This is a genomic window from Streptomyces sp. NPDC014734 (assembly GCF_043083325.1).
Classification (GTDB): Bacteria; Actinomycetota; Actinomycetes; order Streptomycetales; family Streptomycetaceae; genus Streptomyces.
In genome coordinates this window covers 236,561-251,907 of record NZ_JBIBYN010000008.1, presented here as the reverse complement: position 1 = coordinate 251,907, position 15,347 = coordinate 236,561, and the positions used below count along the sequence as shown (strand labels likewise).

Here is a 15,347-nt window from a genome sequence, read left to right as displayed (position 1 = left end):
CCAGATGTCTTATGCGTCACATACAACGGTGGTCCTTGCGCGCACAGTAGTCCACCGTCCGTGACCGGCGGCGGCCCCGTCCGGGACGACGAGCCGGTTCCCGGCGGACCTCGGGTCACCGGGCGGTGTCCGGCAATTCCGGGCGGGCGCGCGACGACGGCTACGGCACCTCGCGACGTCGCCGGAACATCCGCGTGCGTCCGGCACGCGCATGTCCCTCCGCCCTGCGACGCACCGCATCCGACGCCGCGCACCGATCCCTCACGGATGACCGGGAAAGCCCTTAGGCTGACCGCCATGCCTGCCGCATCGAGCCTCCGCGAAAGCCCCGACACCCGGCGCACGCGCCTCCACGTGGTCAGTGACGTGCACGGCAACACCGAGGCCCTGGCCCGCGCGGGGGACGGCGCGGACGCCCTGATCTGTCTGGGGGACCTGGTCCTCTACCTCGACTACGCCGACCACTCGCGCGGCATCTTCCCCGACCTCTTCGGCGTCGAGAACGCCCACCGCATCGTCGAACTGCGCACCGCGCGCCGCTTCGAGGAGGCCCGGGAGTTCGGCCGCGGCCTGTGGGCCGGCATGGACCGCGACGCCGCCATCGTCTCGGCGGTGCGCAAGCAATACGCCGAACTCTTCGCGGCCTTCCCCACTCCGACGTACGCCACCTACGGCAACGTCGACCTCCCCGACCTGTGGTCCGAGTACGCCCGACCGGGCACCACCGTCCTGGACGGGGACCGCGTCGAGATCGGCGGCCGGGTGTTCGGCTTCGTCGGCGGCGGTCTGAAGACCTTGATGAACACCCCGTACGAGATCGACGACGAGGAGTACGCGGCCAAGATCGAGGCGGTCGGCCCCGTCGACGTGCTCTGCACCCACATCCCGCCCGACATGCCGGAGCTGACCTACGACACGGTCGCCCGCCGCTTCGAACGCGGCAGCCGGGCCCTGCTCGACGCCATCCGCCGCACCCGCCCCCGGTACGCGCTGTTCGGCCATGTCCACCAGCCGCTGGTCCGCCGGATGAGGATCGGCGCCACCGAGTGCGTGAACGTCGGCCATTTCGCGTCCACCGGCAGGCCATGGGCCCTGGAGTGGTGAGGCCACCGGCGCCGGGCCCCGGGACGGGACGCCGTCCGCACGCGATAGCCTTCTGACGGCAGGCATCTGCCGACGCACCGGTCACACCGCACTGGAGGAGCCACGGCGATGGCTGAACACACCAGCTCGACGATCACGATCGAGGCGGCACCGGCCGACGTCATGGGAGTGATCGCCGACTTCGCCCGCTACCCGGAGTGGACCGGTGAGGTCAAGGAGGCCGAGGTGCTCGCCTCCGACGACCGGGGCCGCGCCGAGAAGGTCCGCCTCGTCCTCGACGCCGGCGCGATCAAGGACGACCACACCCTCGCGTACACCTGGACCGGCGACCACGAGGTCAGCTGGACCCTCGTCAAGTCCCAGATGCTGCGCGCCCTCGACGGCTCCTACACGCTCGCCCCGCTCGGCGGCGACCGCACCGAGGTCACCTACCGGCTCACCGTCGACGTCAAGATCCCGATGCTCGGCATGATCAAGCGCAAGGCCGAGAAGGTCATCATCGACCGGGCCCTGGCCGGTCTGAAGAAGCGCGTCGAATCCGTCCCGAAGGACTGACCCGGTGCGTACGGTTCTCGTCACCGGCCCCGGCGGCGCCGGCCGTACCACCGTCGCGGCGGCCACCGCACGGGCCGCCGCCCGCGGGGGGCGCCGCACCCTGCTGCTCTCCGCCGACGTGATACCGGGCCTGCCCGGACACACCGAACCCACCGAGGTCGCCGACGGCCTGTGGTCCGCCCGCGTCGACTCCGGCGAACACTTCAGGAACGAACTCCTCACCCTCCAGGACCGGGCCTCCGGAGTCCTGGACCTGCTCGGCGGGAACCGGCTGGACGGCGAGGAACTCACCGAACTCCCCGGAAGTACCCAGCTCGCCCTGCTGCACACCCTGCGCCGCGCCGCCGTCGGCGACTGGTCGCACGCGGGCTACGACGTCCTCGTCGTCGACCTGCCCCCGCTGCGCGAAGCGCTCGCCCTGCTCGCCCTCCCGGAACAGCTGCGCCGCTACCTGCGCCGGCTGCTGCCCCCGGAACGGCAGGCCGCACGCGCCCTGCGGCCGATGCTCGCCCAACTCGCCGGCGTGCCCATGCCCGCCCAGTGGCTGTACGAGGCCGCCGCCCGCAAGGACGCCGAGCTGGCCGACGTCCAGGCCCTGATCGAGGACCGCACCACCACCGTGCGGCTGGTCGCCGAACCGGGGCCGGCCGCCGAGGACGCCCTGCGCACCGCCCGCACCGGCCTCGCCCTGTACGGGCTGCGCGTCGACACCCTCGTGATGAACCGGGTACTGCCCCGGCACTCCGCCGACCCCTGGTTCGCGGCCCTCGCCGCCCAGCAGGAGAAGACCGCCGGCCACTGGCACGAGCAGTGGGCCCCCACGACCGCCCTGTGCGAGGTGCCCCACCTCGGCCGCGATCCCCGGGGCCCTGAGGACCTCGCGCTCCTCGGCACCCGGGCCGTTCCCGTCCGGCGAGGGGCGACCGGCACCGGCGACCCGGTCGGGGGCGACGGGCTGGCCGCGGGACTGGACGGGCGCTCGCCCGGCAGGGCCGAGGACCCGTGGTGGATCGAGGACCCGAACGTGCCGGAGGGCCTCGACGTGCCGCTGCCCGGCAGCCGCATCGTGGCCGCCCCGTCCACCGACGGCTCCGTACTGGTCTGGTGCCTGCCGCTGCCCGGCGCGGTCAAGTCGGACCTGCAACTGGTACGCCGCGGCAACGAACTGCTGCTCGCCGTCGGCCCGTTCCACCGGATCGTCCCTCTGGAGTCGGGGCTCCGCCGCTGCACCGTCTCCGGCGCCGCCCTCACCGGCGGGGTGCTCCGGGTCAGGTTCACCCCCGACCCCGGACTGTGGCCGCGGACTGACTGAACGGCGTCGCGCGGGTCGGGTAACGTCGGTAGTAGCCACCCGCACGGTCCCGTACGCACGACCGCGGGCGAAACACGTCGCAGGAGTCCGCCATGAGCGAAGCCACCGATCGTCCCGTCGACGACGACGCCTGGGCCCGGGCCTGCGCCGAGGACCTCGAAGCGGAGAAGGCCCGCCGCCGCGCCCAGTACGGCCCACAGCCCGGGACCGCCGCCGAGGAACTGCGCAAGCTGGTCGACGCCGTGGCCGACAAGCTCTCGTCCCTGCCGTCGCCGCTGTTCGGCGCGGCGGCACAGGACACCGTGCAGCAGATCGTCAAACAGGCGAAGTCCGCCGCCCAGCCCGTCATCGAACGCAATCCGGACGTCTTCGACCACCTCGCCGCGGCCGGCGGTGAACTCCTCGCCGCCTACCGTTCCGCCGTCGAGGGCCAGGAACGCCGCTGGACCCGGCGGGCCGAGGACACGGGCGGCCCGGAAAAGCCGGCCGCCACCGGGGAACAGTCGGGCGACCCCACCGACCCCCGTGACGAGGGCCCCGCCACGGGACAGCACATCGACCTGGACTGACCGGCGGGGAAAGAGCCGGCGAGGAAAGGGCCGGGTCCCCGGCTCGGGTACGGTTGGCCCCAGCGGGGCTCGACCGGAACTGAGGGATTCATGGGACTCACCATCGGCGTCGATATCGGCGGCACGAAAATCGCGGCTGGAGTGGTCGACGAAGAGGGCCGGATCCTCACGACGTTCAAGGTGCCGACCCCGCCGACGGCCGAAGGCATCGTGGACGCCATCGCGTCGGCGGTGTCCGGCGCGAGCGAGGGACACCGGATCGACGCCGTCGGCATCGGCGCCGCCGGATACGTCGACGACAAGCGCGCCACCGTGCTGTTCGCACCGAACATCGACTGGCGGCACGAGCCGCTGAAGGACAAGGTCGAACAGCGCGTCGGCCTTCCGGTCGTCGTGGAGAACGACGCCAACGCCGCCGCCTGGGGCGAGTACCGCTTCGGTGCCGGACAGGGCCACGACGACGTCATCTGCATCACGCTGGGCACCGGCCTCGGTGGCGGCATCATCATCGGCAACAAGCTGCGCCGCGGACGTTTCGGGGTGGCCGCCGAGTTCGGCCACATCCGGGTCGTCCCGGACGGTCTGCTCTGCGGTTGCGGCAGCCAGGGCTGCTGGGAGCAGTACGCGTCAGGGCGCGCCCTGGTCCGTTACGCCAGGCAGCGGGCCAACGCCACCCCGGAGAACGCCTCGATCCTGCTGTCGCTCGGCGACGGCACGGCGGGCGGCATCGAGGGTAAGCACATCAGCCAGGCCGCCCGGCAGGGCGACCCGGTGGCGATCGACTCGTTCCGGGAGCTGGCCCGCTGGGCCGGAGCCGGACTCGCCGACCTCGCCTCGCTCTTCGACCCGTCCGCGTTCATCGTCGGGGGCGGGGTCTCGGACGAGGGCGAACTCGTCCTCGACCCGATCCGCAAGTCGTTCCGCCGCTGGCTCATCGGCGGCGAATGGCGCCCGCACGCCCAGGTCCTCGCCGCCCAACTGGGCGGCAGGGCCGGTCTGGTGGGCGCGGCCGACCTGGCCCGCCAGGGCTGAGAGCCTGCCGGGTGGCCCCTGGCCGGGCTGCCACGTCCCGGCACGCGCGCTTCCGGTGTTGCCGGGACGACCGAGTGGCTCCGCCACTGGGCCGTCCCGGCGCCCGGGAATCGCACGCACCCCGCCGTGTCCGCTTCCCGGCCGAAGGTCACCCGACAGACTCTGAGCCGCCGACACCGTACGAGACCGGACGCCCGCCGCGCCCCATGGGACGCGACGGGCGTCCGTCGTATCGTGAGACACATGGTTGCGACGCCATTGCCCGACTCCCGTACCGAGCCGGACGGTTCGGCCGTCATCAGAGTGCTCTGCTACAACATCCGGTCGATGCGCGACGACCGCGGGGCCCTGGCCCGCGTCATCGGCGCCTGCGCCCCCGACCTCGTCCTCGTCCAGGAGGCCCCGCGCTTCTTCCGCTGGCGCAAGCGCGCCGCCTGGCTCGCGGCCCGGACCGGCCTCGTCGTGCTCGGCGGCGGCGCGACGGCGGCCGGGCCGCTGCTGCTCTGTTCGTTGCGGGCCGCCGTGGAACGGACGGACGACCTCCTGCTGCCGCGCACCCCGGGACTGCACCGCAGGGGCCTCGCCACCTCGGTGGTACGGATCGCGGGCCTCCGGATCGGCCTGCTGAGCTTCCACCTGAGCCTGCGGTCCGATGAACGCCTGGCCCAGGCCGGGATGGTGCTGGAACAACTCGACGCGATGGGCGTCGAGCACGCGGTGGTGGCCGGCGACCTCAACGAGGTACCCGGCGGTGCCGCGTTCCGACGACTTGCCGGGCGGCTGAGGGACTGCCGGACGGCCCGGCCGTGGGGCGACGAGAACACCTTCCCGTCCGACGACCCGCTGCGGCGCATCGACGCGGTCTTCACGACGGAGGGCATCGAGGTGCTCGGCTGCGGCGTCCCCACCGCACTGCCCGGCGTGTCCGGCGCGGACCTGCGGGCGGCGAGCGATCACCTGCCGGTGCTGGCGGCCCTGCGGGTGCCCACGATCCTGCCCTGACCGGCCCATGGACATGGCGCGACGCCCGGTCAGAGGCCACCCGGCAGGCTCTCAGACGACCGCGCCGCGTCCCGGGTCGTCGTCGCCCTCGTCGTCGTCGCTCATCCGTGCCACCAGTGTGACGAAGCCGCCCAGGAAACCGCCGACGCAGACCGTGGTGAGCCACCACGTCATGTCCCACCGCAACAGCACCGCGACCAGCATCAGCACCGGACCGCCGACGACCGCGAGCCAGGCGAACTTCGCCGTGACGTCGGCCTCCGGCAGCGGCGGCGGTTCCGGAGGCACGAAGTGCCCCTCGTCCGTGTCGTCGAAGTCGTCGTCCTTGGGCTGGGCGACCTCGTAGTCGCGGGGACCGGCGACGCCGGGCGCGAACACGACCGAGCTGCCGAGCGGCCGCTCGGGCGGCTTGGGGGACTTCTTGCCGATCCCCTTGTCCGGATCGAGCACGCCCGACTGATCGTCCTCCAGCAGGGCGAGGTCCTCGACCGACCGGAACGGCTTGGCACCCGGCGGGTCCGGCGGCTCCTCGCCGTAGCCCGCGACGATCGCCTTCCACGCCGCGGCCTCGTCGATCCGCCCGCCGGCAGGCTCGCCGGGCCCACCGGACCGGTCGTCGGCCGGGGCCTTCTCGGCCGGGACCTTTTCGGCAGGGTCCGGGGACGTGCCGCCGTCGTCCGGGGCGGCCGTACCGGCCCCGGACGCACCCGCCGCCGACGGAACGGCTCCCTCGGCCGGACGGGCCGTTCCCTCGGCGGGCAGCGGCTCCCGTCCCTCCTCGCTTCCCGCGCGTTCCGCGTCGTGCTCAGCCACCGGACGTGCTCCCCTTCTTCCCGGCACTCGGAGCGAGACGGCCGATGAACCGGTAGCTCTCGTCGAAGATCCGCTCCGCATCGTGGTCCAACGTCGCCACGTGGTAGCTCTGTTCCAGCAGGATCTCCTCGACGTCCGTCGACGACACCCGGCTGAGGATGCGGGCCGAGTCGGCGGGCGGCACCACATGGTCCTGCGGGCTGTGCAACAGCAGTATCGGCTGGGTGACCTGGGGCAGCTCGGCATCGACCAGACGGAAGAAGTTCCGCAGCGAATGCGCCGCGTGCAGCGGCACCCGGTCGTAGCCCACCTCCGCGGAGCCCTCCTTGGCGATGTCGCTCGCCAGCCCCTTCGTCGTTCGCACCAGGTGACGGGCGACGGGCAGCGCGTACGCCGACAGGCCGTGGACCTTGTTGGCCGGATTGACGAGGACCAGTCCGCTGATCGCGTTCCCGTGCTTCGCCGCCAGCCGCAGCGTCAGCGCGCCCCCCATGGAGAGACCGAGGACGAAGACCTGCTCGCACCGCTCCAGCAGACCGCGCAACTCCCGGTCCACCTCCGCGTACCAGTCCTGCCAGCCCGTGATCTGCATGTCCTCCCAACGGGTGCCGTGCCCGGGCAGCAGCGGCAGCGAGACCGTGAGACCGCGCTCCGCCAGGTGTTCGGCCCAGGGACGCAGAGACTGGGGCGAACCGGTGAAACCGTGGCAGAGAAGGACGCCGACCTCTCCGCCCTCGTGGCGGAACGGCTCGGCTCCAGGCAGGACCGGCACCGGAGATCTCCTTGATCGTGAGGCTCGAAGGGGAGCGGAAGGGGGAGTACAGAGGATGACTTCACCGTACGCGACCGGACTGACACCGACCAGAGCCGTCTCGGCCCGGTCGTCACGGCCCCGGACGTCCCCGGCCGTCACGACGGTCCCGTGCCGGGCGGGAGCACCGGCGGTGGCACGGGTTAAGGTCTGTCGGACAGGACACAGGAGGCACCCGAGTTGATCTACGGCGCGATGAAGCTCTCCATCGGCAACAGCCTGAAGCTCGCCTTCCGGCCCTGGGTGGAGGGACTGGAGAACGTCCCCGCGCACGGGCCGGCGATTCTGGCGAGCAACCACCTGTCCTTCTCGGACTCCTTCTTCCTGCCAGCCGTCCTGGACCGCAAGGTCACCTTCATCGCCAAATCCGAGTACTTCACCTCGCCCGGCGTGAAGGGGAAGCTGACCGCCGCCTTCTTCAAGGGCGTCGGGCAGGTCCCGGTGGACCGCTCGGGCACCCGCGGCGCCGGTGAGGCGGCCATCCGCGCGGGCATCGAAGTCATCGAGAGCGGCGGGCTGTTCGGCATCTACCCGGAGGGCACCCGGTCTCCCGACGGGCGTCTCTACCGGGGCAAGCCCGGCGGGCTCGCCCGGGTCGCGCTGGCCACCGGGGCGCCCGTCATCCCCGTCGCGATGATCGACACGGAGAAGATCCAGCCGCCCGGCAAGGTGGTCCCCAAACTGATGCGCCCGGGGATCAGGATCGGCAAGCCCCTCGACTTCAGCCGCTACCACGGCATGGACGGGGACCGCTTCATCCTGCGCTCGGTCACCGACGAGGTGATGTACGAGATCATGAAGCTCTCCGGCCAGGAGTACGTCGACATCTACGCGACCGCCGCCAAGCGGCAGATCGCGGACGAGGCGAAACGCCGCGCCGAGGAGGAGAAGCGCCGCGCCGAGGAGAAGCGCGCGGCCGGAGAGTCCGGAACACAGGGGTGACGGAACGGTTCGGCGCGTAGCTGCGTCGTTTCCGTCCGGGGGGTGGAGAAGTGGCAAGGCGCGAACGCGTCGTGCGGATGTCGGTCGAACAGCCGCTGTGGCGCGCCCTGACGGCCTATCGCATCCTGACGATGGTCTACGCGGTCCTGCTCGTGGTCTTCGGCCGGGAGCGGTACGACCGGCCGTGGGTCGCCGTCGCCTTCCTGGTGTTCCTGGCGGTCTGGACGCTCGCGACCCTCCCGAAGGTCTCGGGCGCCGTCGCCTGCACCAAGCGCTTCCTCGGCGCCGACCTGACCGTCGCCCTCGTCGGCATACTCCTCACCCCGCTCGCCGACTTCGAGGCCCAGCGGATCGACGGTCCCACGCTGCCGTCCATCTGGACCGCGGGGGCGGTGCTGGCCTTCGCCCTCAAGGGCGGCTGGCGCTGGGCCGCCTTCGCCTCCACCCTCGTCGCCGTCGTCAACATCGTCGAGCGCGGCGATCCCAGCCGGGACACGTTCCACAACGTCCTGCTGGTCTGGGTCGCCTCCATCGCCATCGGCTACGTCGTCGAGGTGGCCCGGGCCAGTGAGCGCACCCTCGCCCGCGCGCTGGAGATCGAGGCCGCCACCCGCGAACGGGAGCGGCTGGCCCGCGACATCCACGACAGCGTCCTCCAGGTCCTGGCGATGGTGCAGCGCCGCGGCACCGCGCTCGGCGGCGAGGCCGCGGAACTGGGCCGGATGGCCGGGGAGCAGGAAATCGCCCTGCGCACCCTGGTCACCAGCGGGCTGGTGCCCGCCACCCGGGTCTCCGAGGACGCGGCCGAGGGCGCCGTGGTCCGCAGCGTGGAGGTCGACGACGAACCGTCCGGGGCGGCCGACTGCGACCTGCGTTCCCTGCTAGCCCCGCGTGCGGGCTCCCGGATCAGCCTCGCGGAGCCGGGGGCCCCGGTGCTGCTCGCCCCCGCCGCCGCCGCGGAGCTGGCCGCCGCTGTCGGTGCCGCCCTGGACAATGTGCGGGTGCACGCGGGGGAGGAGGCACAGGCGTGGATCCTCGTCGAGGACTGGCCGGACGAGGTGATCGTCACGGTCCGGGACGACGGGCCGGGCATTCCGGAGGGACGGCTCGCCCAGGCGGAGGGGGAAGGGCGGATGGGCGTCGCCCTGTCGATCCGGGGCAGACTGCGTGACCTGGGCGGCACGGCGGAGTTGACCTCCATGCCCGGCCAGGGCACCGAGGTCGAGTTGAAGGTACCGAAGGTTTCACGGGGGAAGGCGGGATCGGGAAGATGAGCGCGCAGGGTGTCGGGAACACCGAGGAGCGGACCATCAGGGTGATGGTCGTCGACGACCACCCGATGTGGCGCGACGCCGTCGCCCGCGATCTCGCCGAGTCGGGGTTCGAGGTGGTGGCGACCGCCGGTGACGGGCCGCAGGCCGTCCGCAGGGCGAAGGCGGCGGTTCCCGACGTCCTCGTTCTCGACCTCAACCTGCCGGGCATGCCCGGCGTGCAGGTCTGCAAGGAGCTCGTCGGCTCCCAGCCCGGGCTGCGCGTGCTGGTGCTCTCCGCGAGCGGTGAGCACGCCGACGTGCTGGAGGCGGTCAAGTCCGGCGCCACCGGCTATCTGCTCAAGTCGGCCAGCACGCGGGAGCTGACCGAGGCCGTGCGGTCCACCGCCGTCGGCGACCCCGTCTTCACCCCGGGCCTGGCCGGACTGGTCCTCGGCGAGTACCGCAGGCTCGCCTCGGACCCCGCGCCGGTCGCCGCCGACGAGCCGGGGGCCCCGCGGCTCACCGAGCGCGAGACGGAGGTGCTGCGGCTGGTCGCCAAGGGGCTCTCGTACAAGCAGATCGCCGAGCGGCTGGTCATCTCGCACCGCACCGTCCAGAACCACGTCCAGAACACCCTGGGCAAGCTCCAGCTGCACAACCGTGTGGAGCTCGTGCGGTACGCGATCGAACGCGGTCTCGACGACGTCTGAGCAAGCCGCGCCCGCCGTCCGGTCCGCGCCCGCCGTCCCCCGCGGCCACCGTCCCGCACGCGGCGGTCCGGGCGGCGGGCCGGGCACACGCGCCGTATATTCGCGATGACCGCGCCGTGCTCGCGACGACCGGCGCACGTCCCCGATCCGCGACGAACGGGAGCAGACGTGGAGATCCTCGCCTTCGGCGTGCAGTCCGACGAGAAGCCGCTGATCGAGCGGGCCTTCGACGGGCGGCACGAGGTCCGCTGCCTGGACGTCTTCCTCACCGCGGACACCGCCCCCATCGCGGCGGGCCACGAGATCATCTCCACCAGCGTCAACGCCGATCTGGACAGCGGCGTCCTGCAGACCCTCGCGGCCGGCGGCACCCAGATGATCGCCCAGCGCTCCACCGGCTTCAACAACATCGACCTCGATGTCGCCGAGCGGCTCGCCCTCACGGTCGCCCGGGTCTCCCACTACTCGCCGTACTCGGTCGCCGAGTTCGCCTGGACCCTCGCCATGGCGGTCAACCGCCGTGTCATCAGGGCCGCGGGCCGCACCCGCGACTTCGACTTCCGGCTCGACGGCCTGCTCGGCCGGGACATGCACGGGCGCACGGCCGGGGTGATCGGCACGGGCAAGATCGGTGAGGCGTTCACCCGTATCGCCCACGGCTTCGGCATGAAGCTGCTCGGCTGGGACGTCGCCGAGAATCCCGCCTGCGTCGGCCTCGGCATGGAGTACGCCGACAAGGACCGGCTCCTCGCCGAGTCCGACCTGATCAGCCTGCACGTCCCGTTGCTGTCCTCGACCCACCACCTGATCGGCGCGGACGCCCTGACCCGCATGAAGGACGACGCGATCCTGATCAACTCCAGTCGCGGCGGACTCATCGACACCACCGCGCTGGTCGCCGAACTCCGGGCCGGCCGGTTCCTGGGGGTCGGGCTCGACGTGTACGAGGCGGAGGCCGGGCTCTTCTTCCTCGACAAGTCCCTGGAGGGCATCGACGACGACACCCTCGCCCGGCTCGTCACCTTCCCGAACGTCATCGTGACCTCGCACCAGGCGTACTACACCCGGGACGCGGTGGGCCAGATCATCGACGCCACCGTGCGGAACGTCGACGACTACCTGGCCGGCCGCCGGGGCGACAACGTCCTCGTCCCCGCCCGTCCGGCGGTCTGAGGCCCCGGAACCCCGGGGCCCCACCCGACAGGCTCTCAGCCGCCGACCGGCAGTCCCGCGAGCAGTTCCGTCACGATCGCCGTGCCGCGCAGCGTCAGCACCGATTCCGGATGGAACTGCACCGACGCGAAACCCGGCCCGCGCAGCGCGTGCACCTCCCCGGTCGCCGGGTCCGTGCTCGTCACGATGCCGTGCGCCGCCAGCTCGGTGACAACCCCCTCGTCGCAGCGCGCCGTGAAACTGTTGTAGAAGCCGACCGTCTCCGGCCGCCCGAAGAGATCGATGGCGACCTGCGCGCCCTGGTGGGGCACGGTCTTGCGGACGATGTCCAGCCCCAGTTCCGCCGCGATCAGCTCATGGCCGAGACAGACGCCCAGCAGGCCGTGCCGGTGGTCGCGGACCAGCTCCGCCGCGAAGGAGCGCAGCAGCCGCATCTTCGGATCGGCGGTGTCGCCCGGGTTCCCCGGTCCGGGGCCCAGCACGACCGGGCCCTCGTGCCCGCGCACCCGGGCGCGCAGCCCCGGCTCGTCGAAGCGGTGCACCGAGACCTCCAGTCCGCAGGAGCGCAGCAGATGGGACAGCATCGCGGTGAAGGTGTCCTCGCCGTCGATCACCAGCGCGTGGCCGGACAGGTCCCGGGCGCGCTCCTGCATCCGCAGCCAGAACGGGGCGAGACCGTCCCGCCGGGCGTCCAGCGCCGCCCGTACCCCCGGGTCGTCGGCCAGCCGCGCCGGGCGCGCCGCCCCGTCCTTGGGACGACCGGGCCGCACCCCCAGCGCGGCCAGCACCCCGGCCGCCTTCGCGTGGGTCTCGGCGACCTCGCTGTCCGGATCGGAGTGGCGCACCAGTGTCGCCCCCACCGGCACCCGCAGCCGTCCGTCGGCGGCGATGTCGGCGGTGCGGATCAGGATCGGCGAGTCCAGGGTCTGTGCCCCGCCCGGTTCCTGCCGCAGCAGCGCCAGCGCGCCCGCGTAGTAGCCGCGCCCGCCCGATTCGTACCGCTCGATCACCCGGCAGGCGTTCTGCACGGGGGAGCCGGTGACGGTCGCCGCGAACATGGTCTCCCTCAGCACCTCCCGCACGTCCAGCGAGGAACGTCCGCGCAGTTCGTACTCGGTGTGCGCGAGATGGGCCATCTCCTTGAGCCGCGGCCCGATCACCACCCCGCCCATGTCGCCGACCGTGCACATCATCTTGAGCTCCTCGTCGACGACCATGGAGAGCTCGTCCCGCTCCTTGTGGTCGGCGAGGAAGGCCAGCAGGTTCTCGACGGTCGGCCCCTCGGCCGGGTAGCGGTAGGTGCCGCTGATCGGGTTCATCACGACCGTGTCGCCGGACATCCGCACATGCACCTCGGGGCTCGCGCCGACCAGGGTCCGTCCCGTCGCGGGGGTCCCGGCGGCTCCGCCGGTGCCGGTGCGCACGACGAACGTCCAGTACGCGCCCCGCTCCCCGGCCAGCAGCCGCCGGAAGAGGGCGAGCGCGTCGGCCCTGCCGAAGCCGGGGATCTCGCCCCGGAAGGTCCGCCGGATCACGAAGTTCGCGCCCTCGCCCTGTCCGATCTCGTCCTCGATGACCCGCCGGACGATCCCGGCGTACTCCTCGTCGGGCACGTCGAAGCCGCCGTCCTCGACGCGTACCTCGTGCGCGGGCAGGTGTCTCAGCACCTCGGCGAGCGGCAGCGCGTACGTCTCCTCGGCGACCAGCACGGACAGCGGCGTCCCGTCGTCGCGCACGTCGAACCCGCGCTCGGCGATCTGCCGGAACGGCACCAGGGCGAGCGAGGGCAGCGGCCCGACCGGGAGGTCGGCGAGCCGGTCCGCCTCCCGCACCCGGCCGATCAGCACCTCGACGATGTCCTGGTCGTGGCCGGGGGTCCGCCTGTGCAGCAGCGCGAACGGCGGGCAGTCGTCACCGAGCAGCCGCTGGATGACGGGGCCGGTGCGGTGGGGCTGGTACATGGGGGTTCCTTCCATGAGGAGGAACGGCTCCCGAAACGCGAAGAAGGCCGCCCCTCGGGCGGCCTTCGCGTGGTCTGTCGCGCGATCGATCAGTGGGCCGCCGGATGAGCGGTCCACCACCAGTTCTGGGTCGTCTGCGCGAACATGCCCCGAACCTTAGCGGACGACGGCGTCATCCGAGCGCCCGTCTCAACTATTGAGCCTGAGAATGGACGGAGCGCCGGACCCCGTAATGTTGTCGGTGTGACCGTGAACGCCAATACCTCCGTCGCCGGTGGCCACACCTGGCGAGACCTTCCCGCGGCGCAGCAGCCCGAGTACCCCGATGCCGAGGCTCTGCGCGATGTACTCGCGGAACTCGCGTCGTATCCGCCGCTCGTCTTCGCGGGCGAGTGCGATCAGCTGCGTGCCCGTATGGGAGCCGTCGCCAAGGGCGAGGCGTTCCTGCTCCAGGGCGGTGACTGTGCCGAGGCGTTCGACGCCGTGTCGGCCGACCACATCCGGGCCAAGCTGAAGACGCTCCTCCAGATGAGCGCCGTCCTCACCTACGCGGCGTCCGTCCCGGTCGTCAAGGTGGGCCGGATCGCCGGCCAGTACTCCAAGCCGCGCTCCAAGCCGACCGAGACCCGCGACGGCCTCACCCTGCCGACCTACCGAGGCGACTCCGTCAACGGCTTCGCCTTCACCGAGGACGCCCGCGTCCCGGACCCGCAGCGGCTGAAGCAGATGTACCACGCGTCCGCCTCCACGCTGAACCTGGTGCGCGCCTTCACCACCGGCGGTTACGCCGACCTGCGCCAGGTGCACGCCTGGAACCAGGACTTCGTGAAGTCGTCGCCGTCCGGCCAGCGCTACGAGGCGCTCGCCCGCGAGATCGACAACGCGCTGAACTTCATGAAGGCGTGCGGCACCGACCCCGCCGAGTTCAAGGCGGTCGAGTTCTTCGCCTCGCACGAGGCGCTGCTGCTGGACTACGAGTCGGCGCTGACCCGCGTCGACTCGCGCACCGGGCAGCTGTACGACGTCTCGGGTCACATGGTGTGGATCGGTGAGCGCACCCGGCAGCTTGACCACGCCCACATCGAGTTCGCCTCGAAGATCCGCAACCCGATCGGGATCAAGCTCGGTCCGAGCACGACGGCCGAGGAGGCGCTGCAGTACGTCGAGCGCCTCGACCCGGACCGTGAGCCCGGCCGGCTGACGTTCATCGTCCGCATGGGCGCCGACAAGGTCCGCGACAAGCTTCCCGAGCTGGTCGAGAAGGTCACCGCGTCCGGGGCCGTCGTGGCCTGGGTCACCGACCCGATGCACGGCAACACCTTCGAAGCCGCCTCCGGACACAAGACGCGCCGGTTCGACGACGTCCTGGACGAGGTCAAGGGCTTCTTCGAGGTCCACAAGGGCCTCGGCACGCACCCGGGCGGCATCCACGTCGAGCTCACCGGCGACGACGTCACCGAGTGCGTCGGCGGCGGCCACGAGATCTTCGTGGACGATCTGCACCAGCGCTACGAGACGGCCTGCGACCCGCGGCTCAACCGGAGCCAGTCCCTCGACCTGGCGTTCCTGGTGGCCGAGATGTACCGGGACCAGTAGGCATCACCGCAGGTGACACGCGTACGACGGTGGGGCACGGATCGATGTGATCCGTGCCCCACCGGGCGTTCCGGGGCTTTCGGGAAGCCCCGGCGCGGGTAAGGTTAGGTTAGCCTCACCGAGAAACGGGGTGACGGCGCCACGAACAGCACCGGCAACCGGACCCGTCGGGAGGTGAACCGCATGTACGTCTGCTCCTGCTTCGGCATCACGGACAAGCAGGTCAAGGAGCATGCGGAGGCCGGGGCGTGCACGCCCCGCCAGATCGCCTCCGTGTGCAAGGCGGGCACGGACTGCGGCGGCTGCGTCCGTGCCATTCAGGCCCTGCTCGGCCGGGGCGCCTGTCCGCGCCGTGAGCTGCTCGGCCGGGAGCGGACGTCCGCCGTCGCCGAGGACTCCGTCCCCGCGCGATCGGCGTCCGCGGGAAACGTCCCCGCGCAGGCCGCGCAGGATGCCGGTCCGGGTCCCGTTCCCGGCGCGGCCCCGGGCCCGCGGCTGTCCGAGGCGGCCTGAC

16 protein-coding genes are annotated in these 15,347 nt (G+C 72.0%); 12 read left to right on the top strand and 4 right to left on the bottom strand.

Going from position 1 to position 15,347, the window contains the following annotated elements:
- Nucleotides 1-297 precede the first annotated feature (297 nt).
- The 6 genes from ACF1CT_RS16025 to ACF1CT_RS16000 all read left to right on the top strand — a co-directional run bounded on the left by ACF1CT_RS16025 (nt 298) and on the right by ACF1CT_RS16000 (nt 5,574).
- A complete protein-coding gene (locus tag ACF1CT_RS16025) occupies nt 298-1,104 on the top strand; it encodes a metallophosphoesterase (protein WP_391784426.1) in 807 nt (268 codons plus the stop codon).
- 108 nt (nt 1,105-1,212) lie between these two features.
- On the top strand, nt 1,213-1,659 hold the full coding sequence (locus ACF1CT_RS16020) for an SRPBCC family protein (protein ID WP_391784425.1): 447 nt from the start codon (nt 1,213-1,215) through the stop codon (nt 1,657-1,659).
- Between the two features lie 4 nt (nt 1,660-1,663).
- Nucleotides 1,664-2,971 (top strand): ArsA family ATPase, encoded by a 1,308-nt coding sequence (locus ACF1CT_RS16015; RefSeq protein WP_391784424.1) that lies wholly within the window; start codon nt 1,664-1,666, stop codon nt 2,969-2,971.
- Nucleotides 2,972-3,063: 92 nt separating this feature from the next.
- Nucleotides 3,064-3,540 (top strand): DUF5304 domain-containing protein, encoded by a 477-nt coding sequence (locus ACF1CT_RS16010; protein WP_391784423.1) that lies wholly within the window; start codon nt 3,064-3,066, stop codon nt 3,538-3,540.
- Nucleotides 3,541-3,630: 90 nt separating this feature from the next.
- Complete coding sequence (locus ACF1CT_RS16005) at nt 3,631-4,572, top strand: ROK family glucokinase (protein WP_391784422.1); 942 nt, start codon at nt 3,631-3,633, stop codon at nt 4,570-4,572.
- A 243-nt stretch (nt 4,573-4,815) separates the two neighbouring features.
- On the top strand, nt 4,816-5,574 hold the full coding sequence (locus ACF1CT_RS16000; RefSeq protein WP_391784421.1) for an endonuclease/exonuclease/phosphatase family protein: 759 nt from the start codon (nt 4,816-4,818) through the stop codon (nt 5,572-5,574).
- A gap of 51 nt (nt 5,575-5,625) precedes the next feature.
- Here ACF1CT_RS16000 and ACF1CT_RS15995 read toward each other — a convergent pair whose 3' ends face one another.
- Both ACF1CT_RS15995 and ACF1CT_RS15990 read right to left on the bottom strand, forming a co-directional pair.
- Nucleotides 5,626-6,387, bottom strand: a complete 762-nt coding sequence (locus ACF1CT_RS15995) for a hypothetical protein (RefSeq protein WP_391784420.1) — start codon at nt 6,385-6,387, stop codon at nt 5,626-5,628.
- Nucleotides 6,380-7,159, bottom strand: coding sequence for an alpha/beta hydrolase (locus ACF1CT_RS15990; protein ID WP_391784419.1), 780 nt, complete (start codon nt 7,157-7,159; stop codon nt 6,380-6,382). The genes ACF1CT_RS15995 and ACF1CT_RS15990 overlap by 8 nt, the downstream gene beginning before the upstream one ends.
- A gap of 219 nt (nt 7,160-7,378) precedes the next feature.
- Here ACF1CT_RS15990 and ACF1CT_RS15985 point away from each other — a divergent pair, with 219 nt between their 5' ends.
- The 4 genes from ACF1CT_RS15985 to ACF1CT_RS15970 all read left to right on the top strand — a co-directional run bounded on the left by ACF1CT_RS15985 (nt 7,379) and on the right by ACF1CT_RS15970 (nt 11,276).
- Entirely contained in the window at nt 7,379-8,140 is a 762-nt protein-coding gene (locus ACF1CT_RS15985; protein ID WP_391784418.1) for a lysophospholipid acyltransferase family protein, read from the top strand.
- A gap of 50 nt (nt 8,141-8,190) precedes the next feature.
- Entirely contained in the window at nt 8,191-9,414 is a 1,224-nt protein-coding gene (gene macS, locus ACF1CT_RS15980; RefSeq protein WP_391784417.1) for a MacS family sensor histidine kinase, read from the top strand.
- On the top strand, nt 9,411-10,103 hold the full coding sequence (locus tag ACF1CT_RS15975) for a response regulator (RefSeq protein WP_391784416.1): 693 nt from the start codon (nt 9,411-9,413) through the stop codon (nt 10,101-10,103). Before macS ends, ACF1CT_RS15975 begins: the two co-directional genes overlap by 4 nt.
- Nucleotides 10,104-10,271: 168 nt before the next feature.
- Entirely contained in the window at nt 10,272-11,276 is a 1,005-nt protein-coding gene (locus tag ACF1CT_RS15970) for a 2-hydroxyacid dehydrogenase (protein ID WP_391784415.1), read from the top strand.
- 35 nt (nt 11,277-11,311) lie between these two features.
- Here the strand turns inward: ACF1CT_RS15970 and ACF1CT_RS15965 are convergent, their stop codons facing one another.
- A complete protein-coding gene (locus tag ACF1CT_RS15965; RefSeq protein ID WP_391784414.1) occupies nt 11,312-13,237 on the bottom strand; it encodes an anthranilate synthase family protein in 1,926 nt (641 codons plus the stop codon).
- Between the two features lie 89 nt (nt 13,238-13,326).
- Nucleotides 13,327-13,383 carry a trp operon leader peptide gene (locus ACF1CT_RS15960; protein WP_078513512.1) on the bottom strand — a complete coding sequence of 19 codons (57 nt, stop codon included), beginning with the start codon at nt 13,381-13,383 and terminating at the stop codon, nt 13,327-13,329.
- A gap of 97 nt (nt 13,384-13,480) precedes the next feature.
- Here ACF1CT_RS15960 and ACF1CT_RS15955 point away from each other — a divergent pair, with 97 nt between their 5' ends.
- Nucleotides 13,481-14,833, top strand: a complete 1,353-nt coding sequence (locus tag ACF1CT_RS15955) for a class II 3-deoxy-7-phosphoheptulonate synthase (RefSeq protein ID WP_391784413.1) — start codon at nt 13,481-13,483, stop codon at nt 14,831-14,833.
- Between the two features lie 183 nt (nt 14,834-15,016).
- Nucleotides 15,017-15,346, top strand: coding sequence for a bacterioferritin-associated ferredoxin (locus ACF1CT_RS15950; RefSeq protein WP_391784412.1), 330 nt, complete (start codon nt 15,017-15,019; stop codon nt 15,344-15,346).
- Nucleotide 15,347 lies beyond the last annotated feature (1 nt).

What these genes read in the sequence shown, in the direction of transcription:
- ACF1CT_RS16025 (WP_391784426.1), top strand. Translation starts at nt 298, where the DNA reads ATGCCTGCCGCATCGAGCCTCCGCGAAAGCCCCGACACCCGGCGCACG.
- ACF1CT_RS16020 (WP_391784425.1), top strand. Translation starts at nt 1,213, where the DNA reads ATGGCTGAACACACCAGCTCGACGATCACGATCGAGGCGGCACCGGCC.
- ACF1CT_RS16010 (WP_391784423.1), top strand. Translation starts at nt 3,064, where the DNA reads ATGAGCGAAGCCACCGATCGTCCCGTCGACGACGACGCCTGGGCCCGG.
- ACF1CT_RS16005 (WP_391784422.1), top strand. Translation starts at nt 3,631, where the DNA reads ATGGGACTCACCATCGGCGTCGATATCGGCGGCACGAAAATCGCGGCT.
- ACF1CT_RS16000 (WP_391784421.1), top strand. Translation starts at nt 4,816, where the DNA reads ATGGTTGCGACGCCATTGCCCGACTCCCGTACCGAGCCGGACGGTTCG.
- ACF1CT_RS15975 (WP_391784416.1), top strand. Translation starts at nt 9,411, where the DNA reads ATGAGCGCGCAGGGTGTCGGGAACACCGAGGAGCGGACCATCAGGGTG.
- ACF1CT_RS15965 (WP_391784414.1), bottom strand. Translation starts at nt 13,237, where the DNA reads ATGTACCAGCCCCACCGCACCGGCCCCGTCATCCAGCGGCTGCTCGGT.
- ACF1CT_RS15950 (WP_391784412.1), top strand. Translation starts at nt 15,017, where the DNA reads ATGTACGTCTGCTCCTGCTTCGGCATCACGGACAAGCAGGTCAAGGAG.